The sequence below is a fragment of the Rhodonellum psychrophilum GCM71 = DSM 17998 genome (genome assembly GCF_000381545.1).
Classification (GTDB): domain Bacteria; phylum Bacteroidota; class Bacteroidia; order Cytophagales; family Cyclobacteriaceae; genus Rhodonellum; species Rhodonellum psychrophilum.
Window position 1 is genome coordinate 190,311 of sequence record NZ_KB906676.1, and the last position, 17,702, is coordinate 208,012.

Below are 17,702 nucleotides of genomic sequence, written 5' to 3' on the forward strand. Positions count from 1 at the left end.
TGCCTGTGTTTTTAACTGGGAAGTCAAATCCTTTGGGAGTGGGGGTACGCAATGAAAACCCTTTATCAGAGCTCAAAGAACAGAACAAGGAATTGGGAATTTTTTCCCCTGATCAATTTTGCCTTTATTTTGGGAGCGTTATCGGGGATTTTTTTGGAGGGGGAAATCCCGATACCGATGTTTATTCCTGGAAGATCCTAAAGCCTGATGGAAGCCTGCTCGTGGAAAAGGTAGGTGGATTCCAGACTTTTAGCCATACTTTCTCGATTCTGGGGGAATATGAAGTCCAACTTAAAGTTAGGAGAGGTTTGGAGGAGGTTTTTTCTGGCCACAAAAATTTCCAAGTGGTGAAAGGGGCTGATTTGTTGTTGGAGAGCTCCTATTTGCTTTGCGATGACGGAAATGCGGTTTTAACGCTTTTTGATCCCAAAATCCCATTCCTTGACAAATATGTCATTGAGTGGAAAAACAGCAATGGTGAAGTTCTAGGAAAGGCCAATAGTATCGTCGTCAATAAAGCAGATGTGTATTCTGTTTATTTCTACTCTTTGGATGGAGAAGGCGAATTGACCTGTCCTTATACCGCAAACACTTTGGTGTACTATCCAGAAGATTATTCACTTCAAATTTCCAAAACAGAGGAATGTGATGGGGGCACAGTCATCCTTGTGACTTCAAATAAGAATGTTTCTGGAAATTGGTACTATCAAAAAGAAGGGGATTCTGAAATGAAATTTTTGAATGAAGGTTCCCAATTGAGTTTTTCATCAAGTGGAGACCTAGAAGGTCCTGGGAATTATCAAATAGTCTTCAAATTGGACAATCAGGATAAAATCTACTGTAAAACCCAAGAAAGTATTTCCTATAAGGTTTTGCCATCTGTCGAATTTTCTATGTCCTTGGAAAAAGGCTCAGGAAATTGTGCGGATGATGATGGGGTTTTATTGTTGACGGCTTGGTCAGATATGGATATCGTCCAAATATTGGGTACCGACATCGTCCTGAATGACTTAAAAATGGGGCAGACCTATCCAATACCCAATCTGAAAGCGGGGGTTTACCATGCACGAGGAAGGTTAGGGAACTGTTCAAAAGTAAGAGCGGCCATTGTCCCGCTCCTTGAACCACCAGAATCCATCAAATTTAACATTGTTGAAATCCGAGGAGAAGCTTGCAACGACATCGGAAAGATTCCAGGCTTGATCAGGATAAAAATGGCGCAGATGGGATTCATGGGAGATTATAGGGTGCTGAACACGGGAGGAGTTGAAATCGCATCAGGTTCAATTGTCGCAACAGAACAGGAATTTGAGATTTCAATTGGTCCAGGCAACTATTATCTGGAGGTTGTAGAGGAAGACGGCTGTAAAAACCCATACATTGAGCGATTTGAGGTCCCATCAAAAGAACAGATTGCTTTTTCGGCACCTCAGAGATTCACCGTTTGCGAATCTTTTGAATACACTCCGGAAGTGGATGGGTTGGAGGACCTGTCCTTTACCCTCACCTATCCAGATGGGAAGAAAGTCCACAAAATCCAAGGTGAGCCCTTTGTCCTTGATCAAGCAGGGAAATATTTCTTGCTTGGTGTTGACATGGATGGTAATCGTGGTTTTTGTCCAAGAGTATTGAGTTTTGAGGTAGTGCTTACCGCTCCCATAACCTACGAGCCGGAACTGGTTTTCCAAGATTGTTTTGGGAATAAGGCATTCAGTGCCAATCTATCTGGTACAGATCCGAGCAAGGTTGTCATCAAATGGTACAATGAAAAGGATGAAATCGTGGGGAATGGGATTTTATTGTTTCCAACTTCCCATGGTGAATTCAAGCTTGATGTTCAGCCTTTGAACAGTCAATCCTGTCCGTATCCCCCAAGAATCTTTCAAGTTGAAAAGGCTGATTTGGAAGAAGAATTATCGCTTAGTGCCACTCCCTTTTGTCCATCCGAAAAAAAATCGGTCATCAGTCTTGAAGCAGAATTTGACATTATCCATTTGGTCAAATGGATTTACTATGACAACCAAGGAGCCAGTATTGAGCTATCCGAATTTCAGGAGCTACGAGAGATTCTTGTTGAAAAACAGGGAGTTTATGAGGTGGTGGTCTTCAACAAAGGCAATTGTGAATTGGGCAGAACAACAATTGAAATAAAGGAAAGCGTTGATCTGGTGGAGTTTGATGTACCGGAAGAGTTGTTCGTCTGCAAAGCTTATGCATTCACGCCAGTGACTCTCCAAGATCTTGTTTTCACAATGGTATTGCCCGATGGGCAAACCTTAGTTCGGGGTAAGGACGAAGCTTTTTTAATAGATCAGCAGGGAGAGTATGTTTTATCGGCAACCAGCAGTGATTTGTCGAAGAATACTTGCCCGACGACCAAGATTTTCAAGGTGAAGGTCAACCCACCCGTGGAGTATGATGTGGTCTTCGTGGAGCAGGATTGTTCCGGGAAATCCGTATATCGAGCGGAGCTTTTTGGAGCCGACCCAGACTCCCTGATTATCAATTGGTACAATTCAGATGGGTCGGTCATCGGGAATGCAGCATTGATTTCATTGACGAGTCATGGGGATTTCAGTTTAGAAGTGTATCCAAAAGGAAGCTTTTCCTGTCCTGATCCGCCGATTTCGTTTTTCGTCGAAGAACCAATCGTCAATCTGGATCTCAAGATTGTCACCAACACACTCTGTCCTGGGGCCGAATTTTCTTTGCTGACTTTGGAAACCGATCAAAATCGGGTTTTTCGGATTGAATGGTATTTCACTGATTTTCGTGGAAATAAATCCCCAATCCATCCCGCCAATCCTATGGAAATATTTGCCAAGGAGGAGGGGACTTATGAAGTTGTGATTTTCAGCGAAAAAGGCTGTGTTCTGGCAAAAGACCAAATCCTTTTGATGAGAAGCATGGATGCCGTGAGACCATCGGTAAAGGAAGAGTATACCGTCTGTTTTGAAAACAATATTGGGGAAAGGATTGATCCGGGATTATTCAAAATTTACAATTGGTATTTTGAAGGAAGCTTAATTGCAACATACCCTACGTTCAAGCCCACAGCAGCTGGAAAGTACAGCCTGGTGGTCAGCAGTAAGGAAAATTGCGAATACAGTGTAGATTTTTATGCTGTGGAGGAATGTGAATTCAGGTTGGTATTTCCCAATGCCATCAAACTTGGAGATCCGGATCGGCATTTTTTGATTTATGCCAATGGAGATGTCGAGGAACTTGAAATTTGGGTATTTGACAAATGGGGAGGGCTGATTTTTCATTGCAAGAATGACAATATTCTTTCGAAATCCTCGGGTTGCCATTGGGACGGGACACGCAATGGGGAGAGGATCCCGCCAGGAGTTTATAGCGTGAAACTATTCTATAAAAGGACGGGCATGGGAGCGGGTACCGACTTTGCCACCGTTTTGGTACTCGAATGATTTTTTGTAGTCAAAAAAATGCAGATAAAAGTAAAATAAAATTTTCAATTGAATCAAAAGATGATTCTTGTATAAATAGGATTATACCTTTCAGAAATAGATTTATTTTCAATAAATCGGAGAATTTTTTAAAATAAACCCAAATAAAATGGGTAAAGAAGTAGGGTTTTTTCCATTGTGAAAGAAAAGTTTACTTCAATTAAATGGTCGTCCTCAAAATGATTTTTTCTGGTCAAAGAAAATTAACGTAGCTTTAACTTTGGATAATAATGGATTTACTAAATGATTGTAAACCATTGGTTTTGTAACCCTACCCGCCAAGGAGATGTGATAAGCCTATGGTGGTGCATGGATGAAACCAGACACTTCCGGTTAATTACAAAATTGTAAATGAATTTAAAAAGTACCCTTGTTTTGTTGTCCCTCTTTGGGATGTTTCTTTTGACATTGTCGATTGTGAAAAGCAATGCCTTTTCTGGTAATGATTTTTTGAATCAGAAAGAAGCATCACAATTGGTGAACATGCCTGATATCATTGGTCCGGATCGGGTCTGCTTGGTGGTTGGAAATGTTCTAGAAGAGTTTTTTGGAGCAGGAATACCAAGTATTGATTTTTACCAGTGGAAGGTCACTGGCCCCAATGGTGTGGTGCTGAGGTTGGCAAGTGGAGGGCCTGCTTTGCAGACTTTTCCGTTTACTTTTTCCGAATTGGGTGAGCATACTATTGAACTCAAGGTCAGAAGGGGGGTGGTCCAAGACTTTTTCACGAAGATCAAAAAGGTGAATGTGGTAAAAGGGGCAAAAGTACTGTTGAAAGAAAATTATGATTTGTGTGGCAGTGCTGGGCTAAACTTGATGGCGATAGATCCATTGACGCCAAATATTGGTGAATTTGTTTTTGAATGGACAGATGCTGATGGAAATACCGTGGGAAATGCCAATAACATAGCGATTTCGAATACAGGTAATTACCAAGTCAGATATTATTTTGTAAATACTTTGGGTAATCCAGAATGTGAAAACATAGTAAAAACAGAGGTTTCTGAAGCGTTGTCCTTCAGCCTTTCATCAAACAAACCTATCGCTTGTCCCGAGGATTTTATTCAAATTTCTTCAAGCCTACCCTTGTTTGGGAAATGGTCCTACCAGAAAAACGGTATTGGAACAGCAGTATCAATGGGGTCATCTAAAAACCTTGGCTTTCGTCCTTCGGTCGATTTGGATGGCTATGGTGATTATACCATTTCCCTATCTATCGAAAATCCGGATTTGCCAGGCTGTGAGATTACCAACAGCCTGAATATAAAATACAACCCAAGTCCGAGTTATGATGTGATTGTCGCAGAGCCGGCCAGCGGGTGCTCTGCTGCTGATGGGTCATTGACGATTACGGCATTCACGGATTTGGATCAACTCTATTATGAGATAGATCCGCTGACGATTTCTTCACCCATTTCCTTACAAGCAGGACAATCCTTTAAATTTGAAGGACTGCAGTCCGGGGTTTATAGTTTCGTTGGGAATTTGGGAGGATGTCCATTCAATCAAGCTTTTGTTGTGCCGCTTGCCAATATACCTCCGGAATTGGAATTTTCAATCGAAGGAGTTTATGATGAAATTTGTACTCCAACCGGCAAAAATCTCGGAGGATTTAAGGTCACGAGACCAAATGGAACGACCGATGCCTTTTATAATCTGATTGATGAGATGGGAGATCTGACTAGGTCAGGTGTAATTCAGAAAGACACTGATTTGATCATAGAGGTCCGAGGTGGGACTTATTATTTCGAGTTATTCAAAGAGGAAGAATGCGCTTTTCCTAGAATTGAGGAAATCAAAATTTTGGGACTTCCACAAGTTGACCTTCCTGAAGTGGATGATTTTAATATTTGTGGAAGCTATGATTTCATACCCCTGTCAGGGGATAATGTTTTTTTTACATTAACAGATCCCAGCGGAGGGGTCAGTACCAATCCCAAAGGAACTCCCTTTACTTTGGCGCTTCCCGGACTATACACCCTTCTTGCCACGCACAATTCAGACCCGGAATTTTGTCCAAGGCAACAGGAATTCACTGTCAGTTTGATTTCTGCAGTTGATTTTGAGGTTGAATTTTTCAATCAGGATTGTGTGGGAAATCAGACCTACCGAGCCGATTTGAAAAACAAGCCCTTAAATGAAGTTCTAATCCGTTGGTTCAATGAATTGGATGAGGAAATAGGTACTGGTTTGGAAATGTATCCTGTCTCGTATGGGATCTACAAGCTGGACGTACAGCCAATTAACAGTTTTGCATGCCCGATTCCACCCAAGGAATTTGAAGTGAAACGGCCTGTTTTGCAAGTGGATGTCGAATTGTCTGCTACGCCACTATGTCCGTTTGGTCCCGGAGCAATCATCGACATGGATACAGATTTTGACGAAGTGGATCGAATCGATTGGGTTTATTTCGACTTGGACAATAATCAAGTAGAACTTACAGGGGAACAAAACAAACGATCCATCACCGTCACAGATGAAGGATTATACGAAGCCATTGTATGGAACAGGTTTGATTGCGAGTTGGGAAGAGAAATCATCACCATAAAGAAAAGTACCAATTTGGTTAATTTTGATATCGAACCAGTTTATACGGTTTGTGAGCGTTTTGAGGTCGGACCGACTACCAATGAAGATCTTACTTTTACCATTACATATCCAGATGGTCAACAAACCATCATCAATTCCCAAGAAACCTTTACCCTGAATCAAGAAGGATCCTATACGATCAGGGGAGAAAGCAATGACGTTAATAATTTGGTTTGCCCGAATGAAAAGATTTTTGAAGTTTTTATCGTCTCGCCAATAGATTTTGAGCCAAAACTTATTGATCAAACCTGTATCGGACAATTCACCTTTGAAGCAGATATTTTTGGAACTGATTCGACTCTTGCCCTTTTCACCTGGAGGAATGAAAATGACCAGGTGGTGGGTGACCAACAGCTTTTCATTTCCAGTATTCCCGGCAATTATTCGCTGGAAGTACAGCCAAAAGGCAGCATGCCATGTGATATACAGCCCAAAAGTTTCGAGATCATAAAGCCGGTTTTAGAGTTGGATGTTTTCTTAAATGCAGGCAGCTTGTGTCCAGAGGCTGATTTTGCGGTTTTGGTAGTGGAAGCAGACTTCACTTCAGTCGCCAAAATAGAATGGTGGTTTACGGACATCAATGGAAATCAATCAGCCTTGGATCAGTTGAATAAACAAGAAATCTCTGCCTTCAATGAAGGAACTTATGAGGTGAGGGTTTTCAATGCTCTGGGTTGCCCATTGGGAGAGGACAGAGTACTGGTGTTAAGAAGTACGGATACGGTAAGGCCTCAGGTTGAGGAAAAATATTTGATCTGTGCACAATACGAAATTGGCGAAACGATCAATCCAGGGGTTTTCTCCAATTACAACTGGTTTCTAAATGACAGTCTGGTTTCAAACAGTGCCAATTACAAACCGCAACTGGTCGGTGAATATTCACTTGTAGTCAACAGCGGTGAAGGTTGTGAATATTCCGTAGCATTTACTGTGGAGGAGGAATGTGAGCTGAAACTTGTGCTGCCGAGTGCGATCCGCCCTGGTGATCCAGAAAGAGGCTTTTTGATCTTCACCAATTATTTGGTAGATGAAATGGAAGTTTGGGTTTTCAATAAATGGGGAACATTGGTTTTCCATTGTGAAAATAAATCCTTGATCTCAGAGGAGTCCACGTGTTTTTGGGATGGAATGATTGATGGTGAAAAAATCCCAAATGGAGCCTATGCCATAAAAATAGCCTTCAAAAACATCGAAAAGAATATCAATAAAACCTTGTTGAAAACGATTTTGGTGGTTGATTGAACCTGCTTAGGTTGAATTTGATGGGGAATTCATTTTCAAGGGGAAGTTTTTTTGACCTAAGCAGGAGTTTTATTTCGCAATTGCTTTGAATTTTTTTTGGAGTTGGAATGAATTCAGGTTTGGTAGCAATTGATTTTTGGAGAATCATTTGGCTATTGGTGTTTTGCTTTGAATTGTTTGGGGCCAGCCATATATCGGGTTAAATTTTCACGAAATTTCTGACATTGCCTACAGAATTAAAATCAACTTTATTGGAATTTTTCGGTGGTAGTATCCTCTTTTGCAACGAAAGAACTTCCATCGGTTTGGAGTCTTAGCGAATCATATTGTATTGCTTTTGAATTAGGAAATGAGGAATTAAAGAAATCAATCTTAGGAAGAATTGATGGTATTGTTTTTGATATTGTGTCATGTCCTCAATTCCAATGAGGATTTGCCATACAGATTAAAGGGTTAATTGTTCCTTAATTTGAATTTCAGCACGTAAAATCACCGGAAATGCCCACTTCTTCTCTAAAAAAAAATATCCTCAATTTGATGACATTTACCCTGTTTTGGGTGTTTTTTGCTGGGGTTTTAAATAGCGCTTGGAGCAGGGTGTCGGGCTATAATTTGCCACAAAACCTTTTCAGTGCCTCCACTTCCAATGATCCGGAATTGACGGGGCCTGATAGACTCTGCATAGTTTTCGGAGGTGTTATCGGTCAATTTTCTGCTAATGGAGATTCGGGAACCGATGTCTATACCTGGCTGATCACCTCTGCCGGTGGCGCCGAAATTTTCAACAGAACAGGAGGTTCGACCTTTCAAAATATCAATGTTCCTTTTTCCGAAATTGGAGAATATACCATTGCCTTGACTGTTAGAAGAGGCAATGACATTATTTATCAAACCAGCAGAAACCTTACTGTCCTTAAAGGTCCAGAATTGGCAATTCTTCCCGATTATTTGCTTTGTGGTGGGGAGCCCGCTCTGATTACAGCTTTAAATCCTTCCACACCAAACCTTGATCAATATACCTTTGAATGGACCAATGGAGCAGGTGAAATCGTGGGGACCGAAAACTCTCTTTTGGTAACTGCCGAGGGGACCTATGCAATATCTCTGTTTTTTACCAATTCCAGCGGAGGAGCAGATTGCTTGATCAACGGAGTCACCTACGTAGGACCGCCAAGTGATTTCAGCTTGAATATATCATCGTCGCAGACTTGTTTGGGAGAAACGATCACAGTCTCGCCAAATATCCCGGTGAGTGGTGATTGGGCTTATGTTAAGGAGGGAAGCCCGGAAAGGATTTCTTTGGGTTCGGGCTTTGGGCTAAGTTTGGATACAAGTGAGGATTTAGGTGGTCCAGGAATTTACCAGTTATTTTTCAGCTATATCAATCCAAGAAATCCCGTTTGTGCAACAGAAAGACAAGTTGCCATTGAAATCAACGAAGGGCCAAAATTCCAATCCTCCCTTGTCCAATCCGCTGCGAATTGTACCGCCAACGATGGTGAATTCAATATTGTCACCATCTCGGTTCTCGATAAATTGGAAATAGAAGAACTGGGTTATCAAAATTTGAATGTTGGTCCAAACGAAACGCTTTCTTTCACCAATATCAAACCTGGAATTTATACCCTTTCAGCTTCGCTCAGCGGCTGTACCCTTACAGAGATCCTGATAGTCCCAAATCAGGATCCGCCGATCGACCAAATTTATGATGTGGAATCCTTTGGGGAAAGTTGCAATGATTCCGGAAAAGAGGATGGTGAAATCAAAGTGATTTTTCCAATGGGCGTATTTACGGGAACTTACCGTGTTGTAAATGAATCCGGAAATGAATTGTCTTCTGGCAGCATCACCAATACCTCTTCTTTTGTGATTCCAGCCCCCAATGGAAATTATGCATTGGAGATTTTGAATGAAAATGGATGCACACTGCCATGGCCAACACTGTTGGAAATCCCAGAAATCAATTTTGTGACATTTTCGATTCCTGGAGAATTCATTGTTTGCGAATCTTTTGAATTGATCCCTGCGACGGGGCAGGATCTCAACTTCACGCTAACGACGCCATCGGAAGAAGAAATTATCAAAGGCTCAGGTCAAGCTTTTATCATCAACCAACCCGGGGTTTATTTGCTCAAGGGAATAGGTTTGGGAACTGAATCCGCGCTTTGCCCAAGAATCAGAGAATTTGTTGTTACTATTTCTGATCCATTTGATTTTGAACCAGTTTTGGTGGATCAGGATTGTTTCGGCATTCAATTGTTTGAAGCAAAATTGAATGGAATTGAACCTGAAAAAGTAAGTGTCCGGTGGATGAACGAACAATTGGAGATTGTAGGTCGTGGGTTACAATGGTTTCCGATTTCATTAGGGACGTTTTATTTGGATGTCCAGCCTTTGGGGAGTGGGATTTGTCCCGCCAGCCCCAAGCAGTTTCAGGTGGAATTGCCTGTTCTTCAGGTGGATGTTGAGTTGCAGGCAGGATCAATCTGTGAAAATCCTTCTTCAACCACGATTTCCATGCAGTCAGAACTTGATCAAATCTCAAGGATTGAGTGGGTTTATATTGATTTGGAAAACAATCAATTCATTTTGACGGATTTTGAAAATGAAACGGATATAGAGATCCAGGATGAAGGGACTTATGAGGTCATTGTTTACAATGAGAGGGGTTGTGAGCTCGGTCGGGACCTCATCCTGATCATGAAAAGCATGGACGAAAAGCGGCCGGAAGTCAATGCTCTATATTCGATTTGTGCAGAAAGCAATTATGGAGAAACCATTAATCCCGGTGATTTTGAAAGTTACAATTGGTTCTTTGGAGAGGACATGCTTGTGTCTTCCAGTGTTGATTTTAAACCTCAATTGGCAGGTCAATATTTTCTTCTGGTCAAGAGTAGAGAAGGGTGTGAATATTCCGTCCCCTTTACCGTCAAGGAAGAATGCGATCTAAAAGTCTCTTTTCCCAATGCCATCATCCCAGCTACGGAGGGGAAAGGGTTTTTGATCTATACCAATTATTTGGTGGATGAATTGGAAGTTTGGGTTTATAACAAATGGGGAACATTGATCTTTCACTGTACAAATAGTGATTTGATCGCCGAAGAATCGACTTGTTTCTGGGATGGGACCATAGATGGTGAGAAAATCACCAATGGCACATATTCCATCAAAGTAAATTTCAAAAATTCCGAACGCAACATCAATAGAACCATGCTGCAGTCCCTTTCTGTTTTGGATTGAAAATTCTCTGTTTTCGCTAAATCCACGAAGTTGATATTCTTTTAAACATGGTTATTTTGTGTAAAAAAATATTTAAATTAAAACATTAATTCAATAATATCATTTTTTATATATATAAAATTACTTTTTCTGCATTTTAATCTCAATATTTGTTAATTGGGAATTTGTTTTGAGCTCAATCGATATGGATAGTTTCCATGTTTTAAGGTAGCCTTGTTTTGATTGTTTTAGCACTTTCGGTGTATTCAAAAAGGCAGTCAAAAATAAGACAATAGTCTTTGGTCATTAGTAAATGCTGTTTTTGGGCATTGAGTTTTTTCGTTTTTTAAGCATCGGTTTTATGAACAAATGGTTTGTAGCAACTTTGATGGCCTGCTCATTTTGGATAAATCCTTTTATGGAATGTCTCGGCAATCCATCTCCTGGAATCAATAGAGGATTTATGGTTCCTTTGGAATGGAACGAGAAAATGGACATTCCTTTTTTTATCGATCCAGAGCTTACTGGTCCGGATCGGCTTTGTATGATTTTTGGCAGTGTCATCGGGGACTTTTCAGGCCTTGGAGAGCCCGCAACAGATGTCTACAGTTGGCAAATCATTTCCCCAAGCAATGTGCAGCTTTTTAACCGTACAGGGGGAGGAACCTTTCAGAATATCAGTTTTTCTTTTGGACAAATCGGCAACTACAGCGTGAGTCTAAGTGTGAGGAGGGGGAATACTGTGATTTATAATGCAACTAAATCCCTGTCAGTCATCCAGGGTCCTTCCTTAATACTTCAGCCCGACTATTTGCTTTGCGGTAGAAACACCGTCAGTGTTTCCGTTCTTGACTCCAATACGCCAAACCTTGACCAATATACCTTCCAATGGAAAAATGCCCAAGGCGCTATCGTGGGGACAACAAATACCTTGGAGGTGTCGAGGGAAGGTACCTATTCGGTTTCCCTTTTTCTGAATAATGAAAGCGGAGGAGCGGACTGTCTGATCAATGGCTCCACTTTTGTCGGCCCTCCAAACGATTTCAAGCTTAATATTTCCAAAACCCTAGTCTGCTTGGGCGAAAGGATTACAGTAACGCCCGATGTGCCATTTTTAGGGGATTGGTCGGTCCTAAAAGAAGGAGCAACTTCCCGTGTCGATATGGGCACTTCCTTTTCACTCAATTTCAATACAGACAATGAATTGGGTGGTGCTGGATTATATCGGGTGTTTTTCAATGTAGCAGATGAAAAACATCCAGATTGCGCTTCGGAGAGGGAAGTGTTGGTGGAGGTCAAAAATGGGCCGAAATTCCAATCCAACCTGCTGAAGAATGCTTCAGATTGCGAAATGGAAAACGGAGCATTTCAAGTTACCGCAAATTCCCCCTTGGATATTTTGGAGATCAAGGAATTGGGATCAAAAATTTTTGACATTGACCAAAATGAGAATATGCTTTTTGAAGGGCTAAAGCCGGGAATTTATACATTGGAAGGTACTTACAATGGATGTACCCGTTCCAGTATCATTATTGTCCCTAATGATTCTCCTCCTGCTACTCAAAGGTTTCAATTGGAAAAGATTGGGGAAAGTTGTACCGATACAGGCAAAAAGCTCGGCGAGATCAAGGTGGTTTTTTTGGATGGTGCTTTTGAAGGGGAATTTCGATTGGTCAATCAAAGGGGAAGCATTGTCCAATCGGGGACAATCCCAAATTTGCCTTCCCTTGAATTGACGGTGTCAGGAGGGAATTTCGCCTTGGAAATAGTGGACACATCAGGATGTACCCTGCCCGAAGAGCTGGTATTTACCATTCCGGGCAAAAATTTTGTCTCCTATTCCGTGCCTGAGGAAATCAATGTTTGTGAGACTTTTGAATTCATTCCATTCACCACGGATAGTCTTTTATTCAGTTTGACTTTCCCGAACGGAGAGGTAATCAACAAAAATGCAGGCGAGGCCTTTACTTTGACCGAGGCGGGCAGCTATTCTTTAATGGGATCCAGCTTGCTGGCTAATCCTGATCGCTGTCCCCGAAAAACGGATTTCAATGTTTCACTTTTTGAACCCATTGTGTTTGAAGAAAAACTTGCAAGTCAGGATTGCGCAGGCAATGTGGTGTATGAAGCCGAATTGTTTGGAAGAAATCCCAATACTGTCAGTATCCGCTGGCTCAACGAAAATGGGAGCATTGTGGGTAGAGGATCCCAATTTTTTCTCCCTGCATTTGGGCGGTATTTTCTGGAGGTACAACCATTGGAAAGCGGCTATTGCCCCTCCTCAATTCACGAATTTTTCGTGGAAACACCTGTTTTTTTCGTAGACGTAGCCATTTCAGCGGAGATGTTTTGTCCGAATGCTCCTAGTGCAACCTTAAGTGTCCAAACAGATTTGAATACAGGGGATAGGCTGGAATGGATCTTTACCGATCTAAACGGAAAGCAAGAAATCCTCAAAGGCTTTGAAAACAATAAAACCGCAGAAGTCGAAAATGAGGGCAGTTATGAAGCGGTAGTTTACAATGATCGGGGTTGTGAATTGGGGAGGGATTTGATTTTGCTGATGCACAGTGCTGATGATCCGCCAACTTTGGAAAGTATTTATTATATCTGTTCAGAAACCAATTTTGGGGAAACCATTGATCCGGGTGCTTATGAAGCATATGAATGGTATTTTGAAGGGAATTTGGTTTCTCAATCCCCAACTTTTAAACCCAGAGAAGTTGGGGATTATGAAATCATCGTCACCAACGCATTGGGCTGCTCTTTTCTGGGGAAATTCTCCGCTTTTCAGGATTGTGTTTTTAAATACGTGTTTCCTACGGGAATGATCCTTAGCGATGAAAAAAGGCATTTTGAAATATTCGTGAATGATCCTGTGGAGGAGGCAAAAGTCTGGATACATAACAAATTCGGGTCTCTGGTTTTCTTCTGTGAAAACTACAGCGTCGTGCCAAGCGTATCCTTCTGCAACTGGAATGGGAATGAAAATGGGAGAAACGTGCCCTCTGGCACCTATATTGTCACCTTGGTCTATCGTAGTGAAAGATTTGGGTTAAATGAAAAGGTCAGCAAGAGCCTCCTGATTTTGGATTGAGTCCACATTGTTTTTTTTGCGCTGATCAAATTAATCGGCAATATTTTGAGAAAAAGACCAGCCATCTCCTTAAGTTTTTTTATATTTTCAGGTTGATAAATCTATCTTCAATAAAACCAAACCATTAACCTCTTAAACCCAGCTTCAATGAACGAAAACATTAACAAAAGCGCCCTATTCAATGGGAGTTGCTTTGCTTTGATCACTACTGCTTTCACTTTTGCCATCAGGGCCGGTATTTTGCCGCAGCTCGGTCAGGAATTCGGTCTTTCGGGCGAACAACTTGGCTTCATCAACTCTATGTGGTTTTTGGGCTTTCCCATTTCCATGATCATCGGCGGTCTTGTGTACCATTCTTTTGGCCCTGCAAATATCATGAGAGTAGCATTCGTCGCCCATACTTTGGGTATCCTGCTTACAATCTATGCAGACGGCTACACCACATTGTTGATTTCCACTCTTTTCATTGGATTCGGTAACGGCTGTACAGAAGCGGCTTGTAATCCGATGATCGCAGACATGTACTCAGGCGTTAAAATGAACAAAATGCTGAACAGATTCCACATGTGGTTTCCTGGAGGCATTCTCCTTGGCGCTCTGATCTCCAAGTTCATGACGGATTTTGGAGGAGTAATGGGCAACTGGCAAACCCAAATGTGGGTATTGATGATCCCAACGGTAATTTATGCCGTTTTATTCTTCGGGAAAAGATTCCCAACACCAAAAGTTGTGGGTGTCACTTCCCTCTCTGAAAACTTTAAAGCAATGGGCAGACCGGTATTCATATTCCTGTTCTTTGCAATGGCGCTTACGGCCATCTCCGAATTTGGTCCTAATCAGTGGGTGAGCATTGTCTTGAGCAGCAGTGGTGCAGATGCCATGTTGATTCTTGCCTTGACCACCGGTGTGATGGCTCTCGCTAGATTTTTCGCTGGTCCCGTGGTGCAGCGACTGGGTCAAACAGGCGTATTGCTAACTGGTGCAATCTTAGCAACCATCGGCATATACATGTTTAGTGTAGTCACAGGACCAATTGCTTATTTTGCAGCGATAGTATTCGCTTTGGGTGTGGGTTATTTCTGGCCGGTTATGATCGGTGCCACCGCGCAAAGAGCGCCTTTGACTGGCGCCTTGGGAATGTCGATTATTGGTGGTGTTGGCATGTTTTCTACGGCTATCTTCCAACCGATAATCGGAGGTTGGATCGATGGATCCACTGCAATCAATCAGGCGGCAGGTCTTACAGGTGATGACCTCCAACTTGCTGCTGGTCAGGATACTTTGGCTAAAATGGTCATTTTCCCAATTATCCTTGTAGTCTTGTTTACCATATTCTATTTCTGGCAAAAGAACGCCAATCCAAGGACTGAAACAATTGTTGCAGCACATTGATTTAAGTTTCACTGAATTATGCGCAATTGAATGGCGGGCTTAAATTGTTTGAAAATCAGTCACTTCATTGGTGTTTTCGACTTCACCATATCAGTGCTATGGCGAAGGCTCCAAACAGTATGGTCTTTTTGCAATTTCAACCCTGAATAAAAAAGCATGTGCACAATACAGGTCTAAAAATAAAGGCAGTCCATTCCGGACTGCCTTTATTGCTTTATTGAAGTGTAAAAAAAATCAGTTTTGTCCCTTCAGCCCGAAATATGCATTCCGTTTCCAAATGAGATCGAAACTGCAGGAAAATTAGACTATTGGGAGACTAATTCCTGACACCAATAGCGTGAAGTTGAAATCAATCAATAAATAATTGAAAATCAGTTAATTGCAATATTGAATTGAGTTCGCAATGCATAAAATAGGTTCAGATTTGGCTAAAATCACACCAAGCCTGTCCCGTCCTCCAAACTCACCTCATAAAACTTTGGGTTAACGCCGAATTTGGATTCAAAGGCAGTTTCAATCTCCTGTTGCAAAGATGGTACGTTTTCCTTTTCGACAATATTGATGGTACAGCCGCCAAATCCTCCACCCATCATTCTGCTTCCCAAAACATAAGGCAAGTCTTTGGTGAAGTCCACCAAAAAATCAAGTTCATCACAAGAGACTTCATATAATTTCGACAACCCTTCGTGCGAACCGTACATTTTTTCACCAAAACCTTCAAGGTCATTGTTGTCCAAAAGTGTGGAGGCTGTCAAAACCCTTTCGTTTTCCTCGATAATATATTTGCAGCGGTTGAATACAATGTCACTGACCTCATGTTGAATAGAGGCCAATATGCCCAGATCCATATCCCTTAAAGATTGGATCTCCGGATTGATTTTTTGTGCAGCGATTACGCCTTCCTGACACTCAAGTCTTCTTTGGTTGTAGGCAGAATCAGCCAGGGAATGTTTGACTTGGGTATCAATCAATAAAATACTGTGATGGGGGAGTACCAAAGGAAAATGTCGATAGTCCAAACTCCTGCAATCCAATCGGATCACATGGTCTTTTTTGCCCATTACAGAAGCAAATTGATCCATGATTCCACATTGGACACCCGCAAAAACGTGTTCTGCCTTTTGGGCATAGTGAATCAAGGATCGTTGTGGAATTTCGAAATGAAACAGTTCGGACAATGCAAAACCTACTGCGCATTCCAACGCTGCCGAGGAAGACAATCCTGCGCCAACTGGAATGTCCCCCCCAAATACCATGTCAAATCCTTTCACTGGATATCCGGCTTGTTGAAATTGTGCAACCACACCCATGATATAGGTACCCCAATGGCCTTTTTTTGGAGAAAAAGAACTGAGGTCAAAGGTGAAATCTTCGTCAAAGTCAATGGAATGTATCCTTCCTTGATTGCCGTCATTGGAAGCGATCCCCACAACCATCTTTTTGTCAATCGCTGCGGGCATCACATAGCCCCCATTGTAATCTGTATGTTCTCCGATGAGGTTGATACGGCCTGGTGAGTGGCAAAGCAAAGGGCTTTCCCCAAAAGTCTGCAAAAAAACACTGCGAATTTTCTCTGTAATCATGTCTTCAAGGATTGGATTATTGGATTGAAAACCAAAATTTGGTTTTGGAATCAAAGGTTTCCCCGGGATTCAATACAATTGTTGGGAAATGAGAATGATGGGTACTGTCGGCAAAATGTTGTGTTTCAAGGCAAATGGCTGCCCTCTTGTCATAGGTGATGCCATTTTTTCCTTTGAAGCGGTTATTGAGGTAATTGCCCGAATAAACCTGTACCGCGGGTTCTGTGGTGGAAAGGTGCAGCACCCTTCCGGATCCTGGGTGATGAAGTGTAGCGGTTGGTTGGTTTTTGTCCAATAAAAAAGCATGATCGATTCCATTGGCCAACTGCAATTGGGGATCTTCATTTTCAAGGGCAATCCCGATTTTTCCCGGCTTACGGAAATCAAAAGGGCTTCCATTCACTTCCGTAAAAACTCCTGTGGGAAGGCTTTCTGTTCTTAGGGGCATGTAGTGCTCCGCCGCAATTTGAAGCAAATGAGCATCAATCGATTGGGTGAAATCCCCACTCAAGTTAAAATAGCTATGATTGGTAGGATTGATGATTGTTTTCTGGTCTGTTTCCGCCTGGTAGTGGATCTCCAAAATGCCGGCTTGATCCAAAGAATACGTGACAGTTACATCGACTTTTCCGGGGTAATGCTCTTCTCCATCGGCGCTTTGGTATTTGAATGCCACGCCAACTTTTTCAGCTGTCTGAAAAGGGGTGGATTCCCATATTTTTTTGTCCCAACCCTCGATTCCTCCATGCAGATGGACATGTCCTTGGTTGGCAGGAAGTGCAAAGATTTGATCATCAATCAGGATTTGATTGTCTGCGGTCCTTCCGGCAACCCTCCCTACAGTGGATCCGATATAGCAATAATTGTCCAAATATTCCTTTTGGATATAGCCATCAAAATCGTCGAATCCCAGCACGACATCTTCCATTTGCCCATTTTTATCGGGAACAAATAAGTGAGTAAGTGTGGCCCCATAATTCATGACGGAGACCTTGATCTTATTGGCCAACAAAAAAGTGAAAAGGTTGACTGTTCTACCATCTGGGGTTAATCCAAATATTTCGGTAGTCTGTGAGAGCTTGTTCTTCATGGAAAAGAAATAAATAACGA

Annotated in this window: 7 protein-coding genes; 5 read left to right on the forward strand and 2 right to left on the reverse strand. The window is 41.9% G+C overall.

Annotated elements, in window-relative coordinates; all coding sequences use genetic code 11:
- The first annotated feature begins 38 nt into the window (after nucleotides 1-38).
- The 5 genes from F824_RS0108750 (at nucleotide 39) to F824_RS0108785 (ending at nucleotide 15,009) form a co-directional block, all read left to right on the forward strand.
- A complete protein-coding gene (locus tag F824_RS0108750; protein ID WP_139189734.1) occupies nucleotides 39-3,431 on the forward strand; it encodes a hypothetical protein in 3,393 nt (1,130 codons plus the stop codon).
- Between the two features lie 390 nt (nucleotides 3,432-3,821).
- Entirely contained in the window at nucleotides 3,822-7,301 is a 3,480-nt protein-coding gene (locus F824_RS0108765) for a hypothetical protein (protein ID WP_019597505.1), read from the forward strand.
- A gap of 534 nt (nucleotides 7,302-7,835) precedes the next feature.
- Nucleotides 7,836-10,541: a gliding motility-associated C-terminal domain-containing protein gene (locus tag F824_RS0108775; protein ID WP_139189732.1), complete on the forward strand. Its 2,706-nt coding sequence runs from the start codon at nucleotides 7,836-7,838 to the stop codon at nucleotides 10,539-10,541.
- A gap of 340 nt (nucleotides 10,542-10,881) precedes the next feature.
- Nucleotides 10,882-13,617, forward strand: a complete 2,736-nt coding sequence (locus tag F824_RS0108780; protein WP_139189730.1) for a hypothetical protein — start codon at nucleotides 10,882-10,884, stop codon at nucleotides 13,615-13,617.
- A gap of 147 nt (nucleotides 13,618-13,764) precedes the next feature.
- Entirely contained in the window at nucleotides 13,765-15,009 is a 1,245-nt protein-coding gene (locus tag F824_RS0108785; protein WP_019597509.1) for an MFS transporter, read from the forward strand.
- Between the two features lie 434 nt (nucleotides 15,010-15,443).
- Here F824_RS0108785 and galK read toward each other — a convergent pair whose 3' ends face one another.
- Both galK and F824_RS0108795 read right to left on the reverse strand, forming a co-directional pair.
- Nucleotides 15,444-16,592 (reverse strand): galactokinase, encoded by a 1,149-nt coding sequence (gene galK, locus F824_RS0108790; protein ID WP_026333592.1) that lies wholly within the window; start codon nucleotides 16,590-16,592, stop codon nucleotides 15,444-15,446.
- A 16-nt stretch (nucleotides 16,593-16,608) separates the two neighbouring features.
- Nucleotides 16,609-17,682, reverse strand: a complete 1,074-nt coding sequence (locus F824_RS0108795; RefSeq protein ID WP_019597511.1) for an aldose epimerase family protein — start codon at nucleotides 17,680-17,682, stop codon at nucleotides 16,609-16,611.
- Nucleotides 17,683-17,702: the final 20 nt, after the last annotated feature.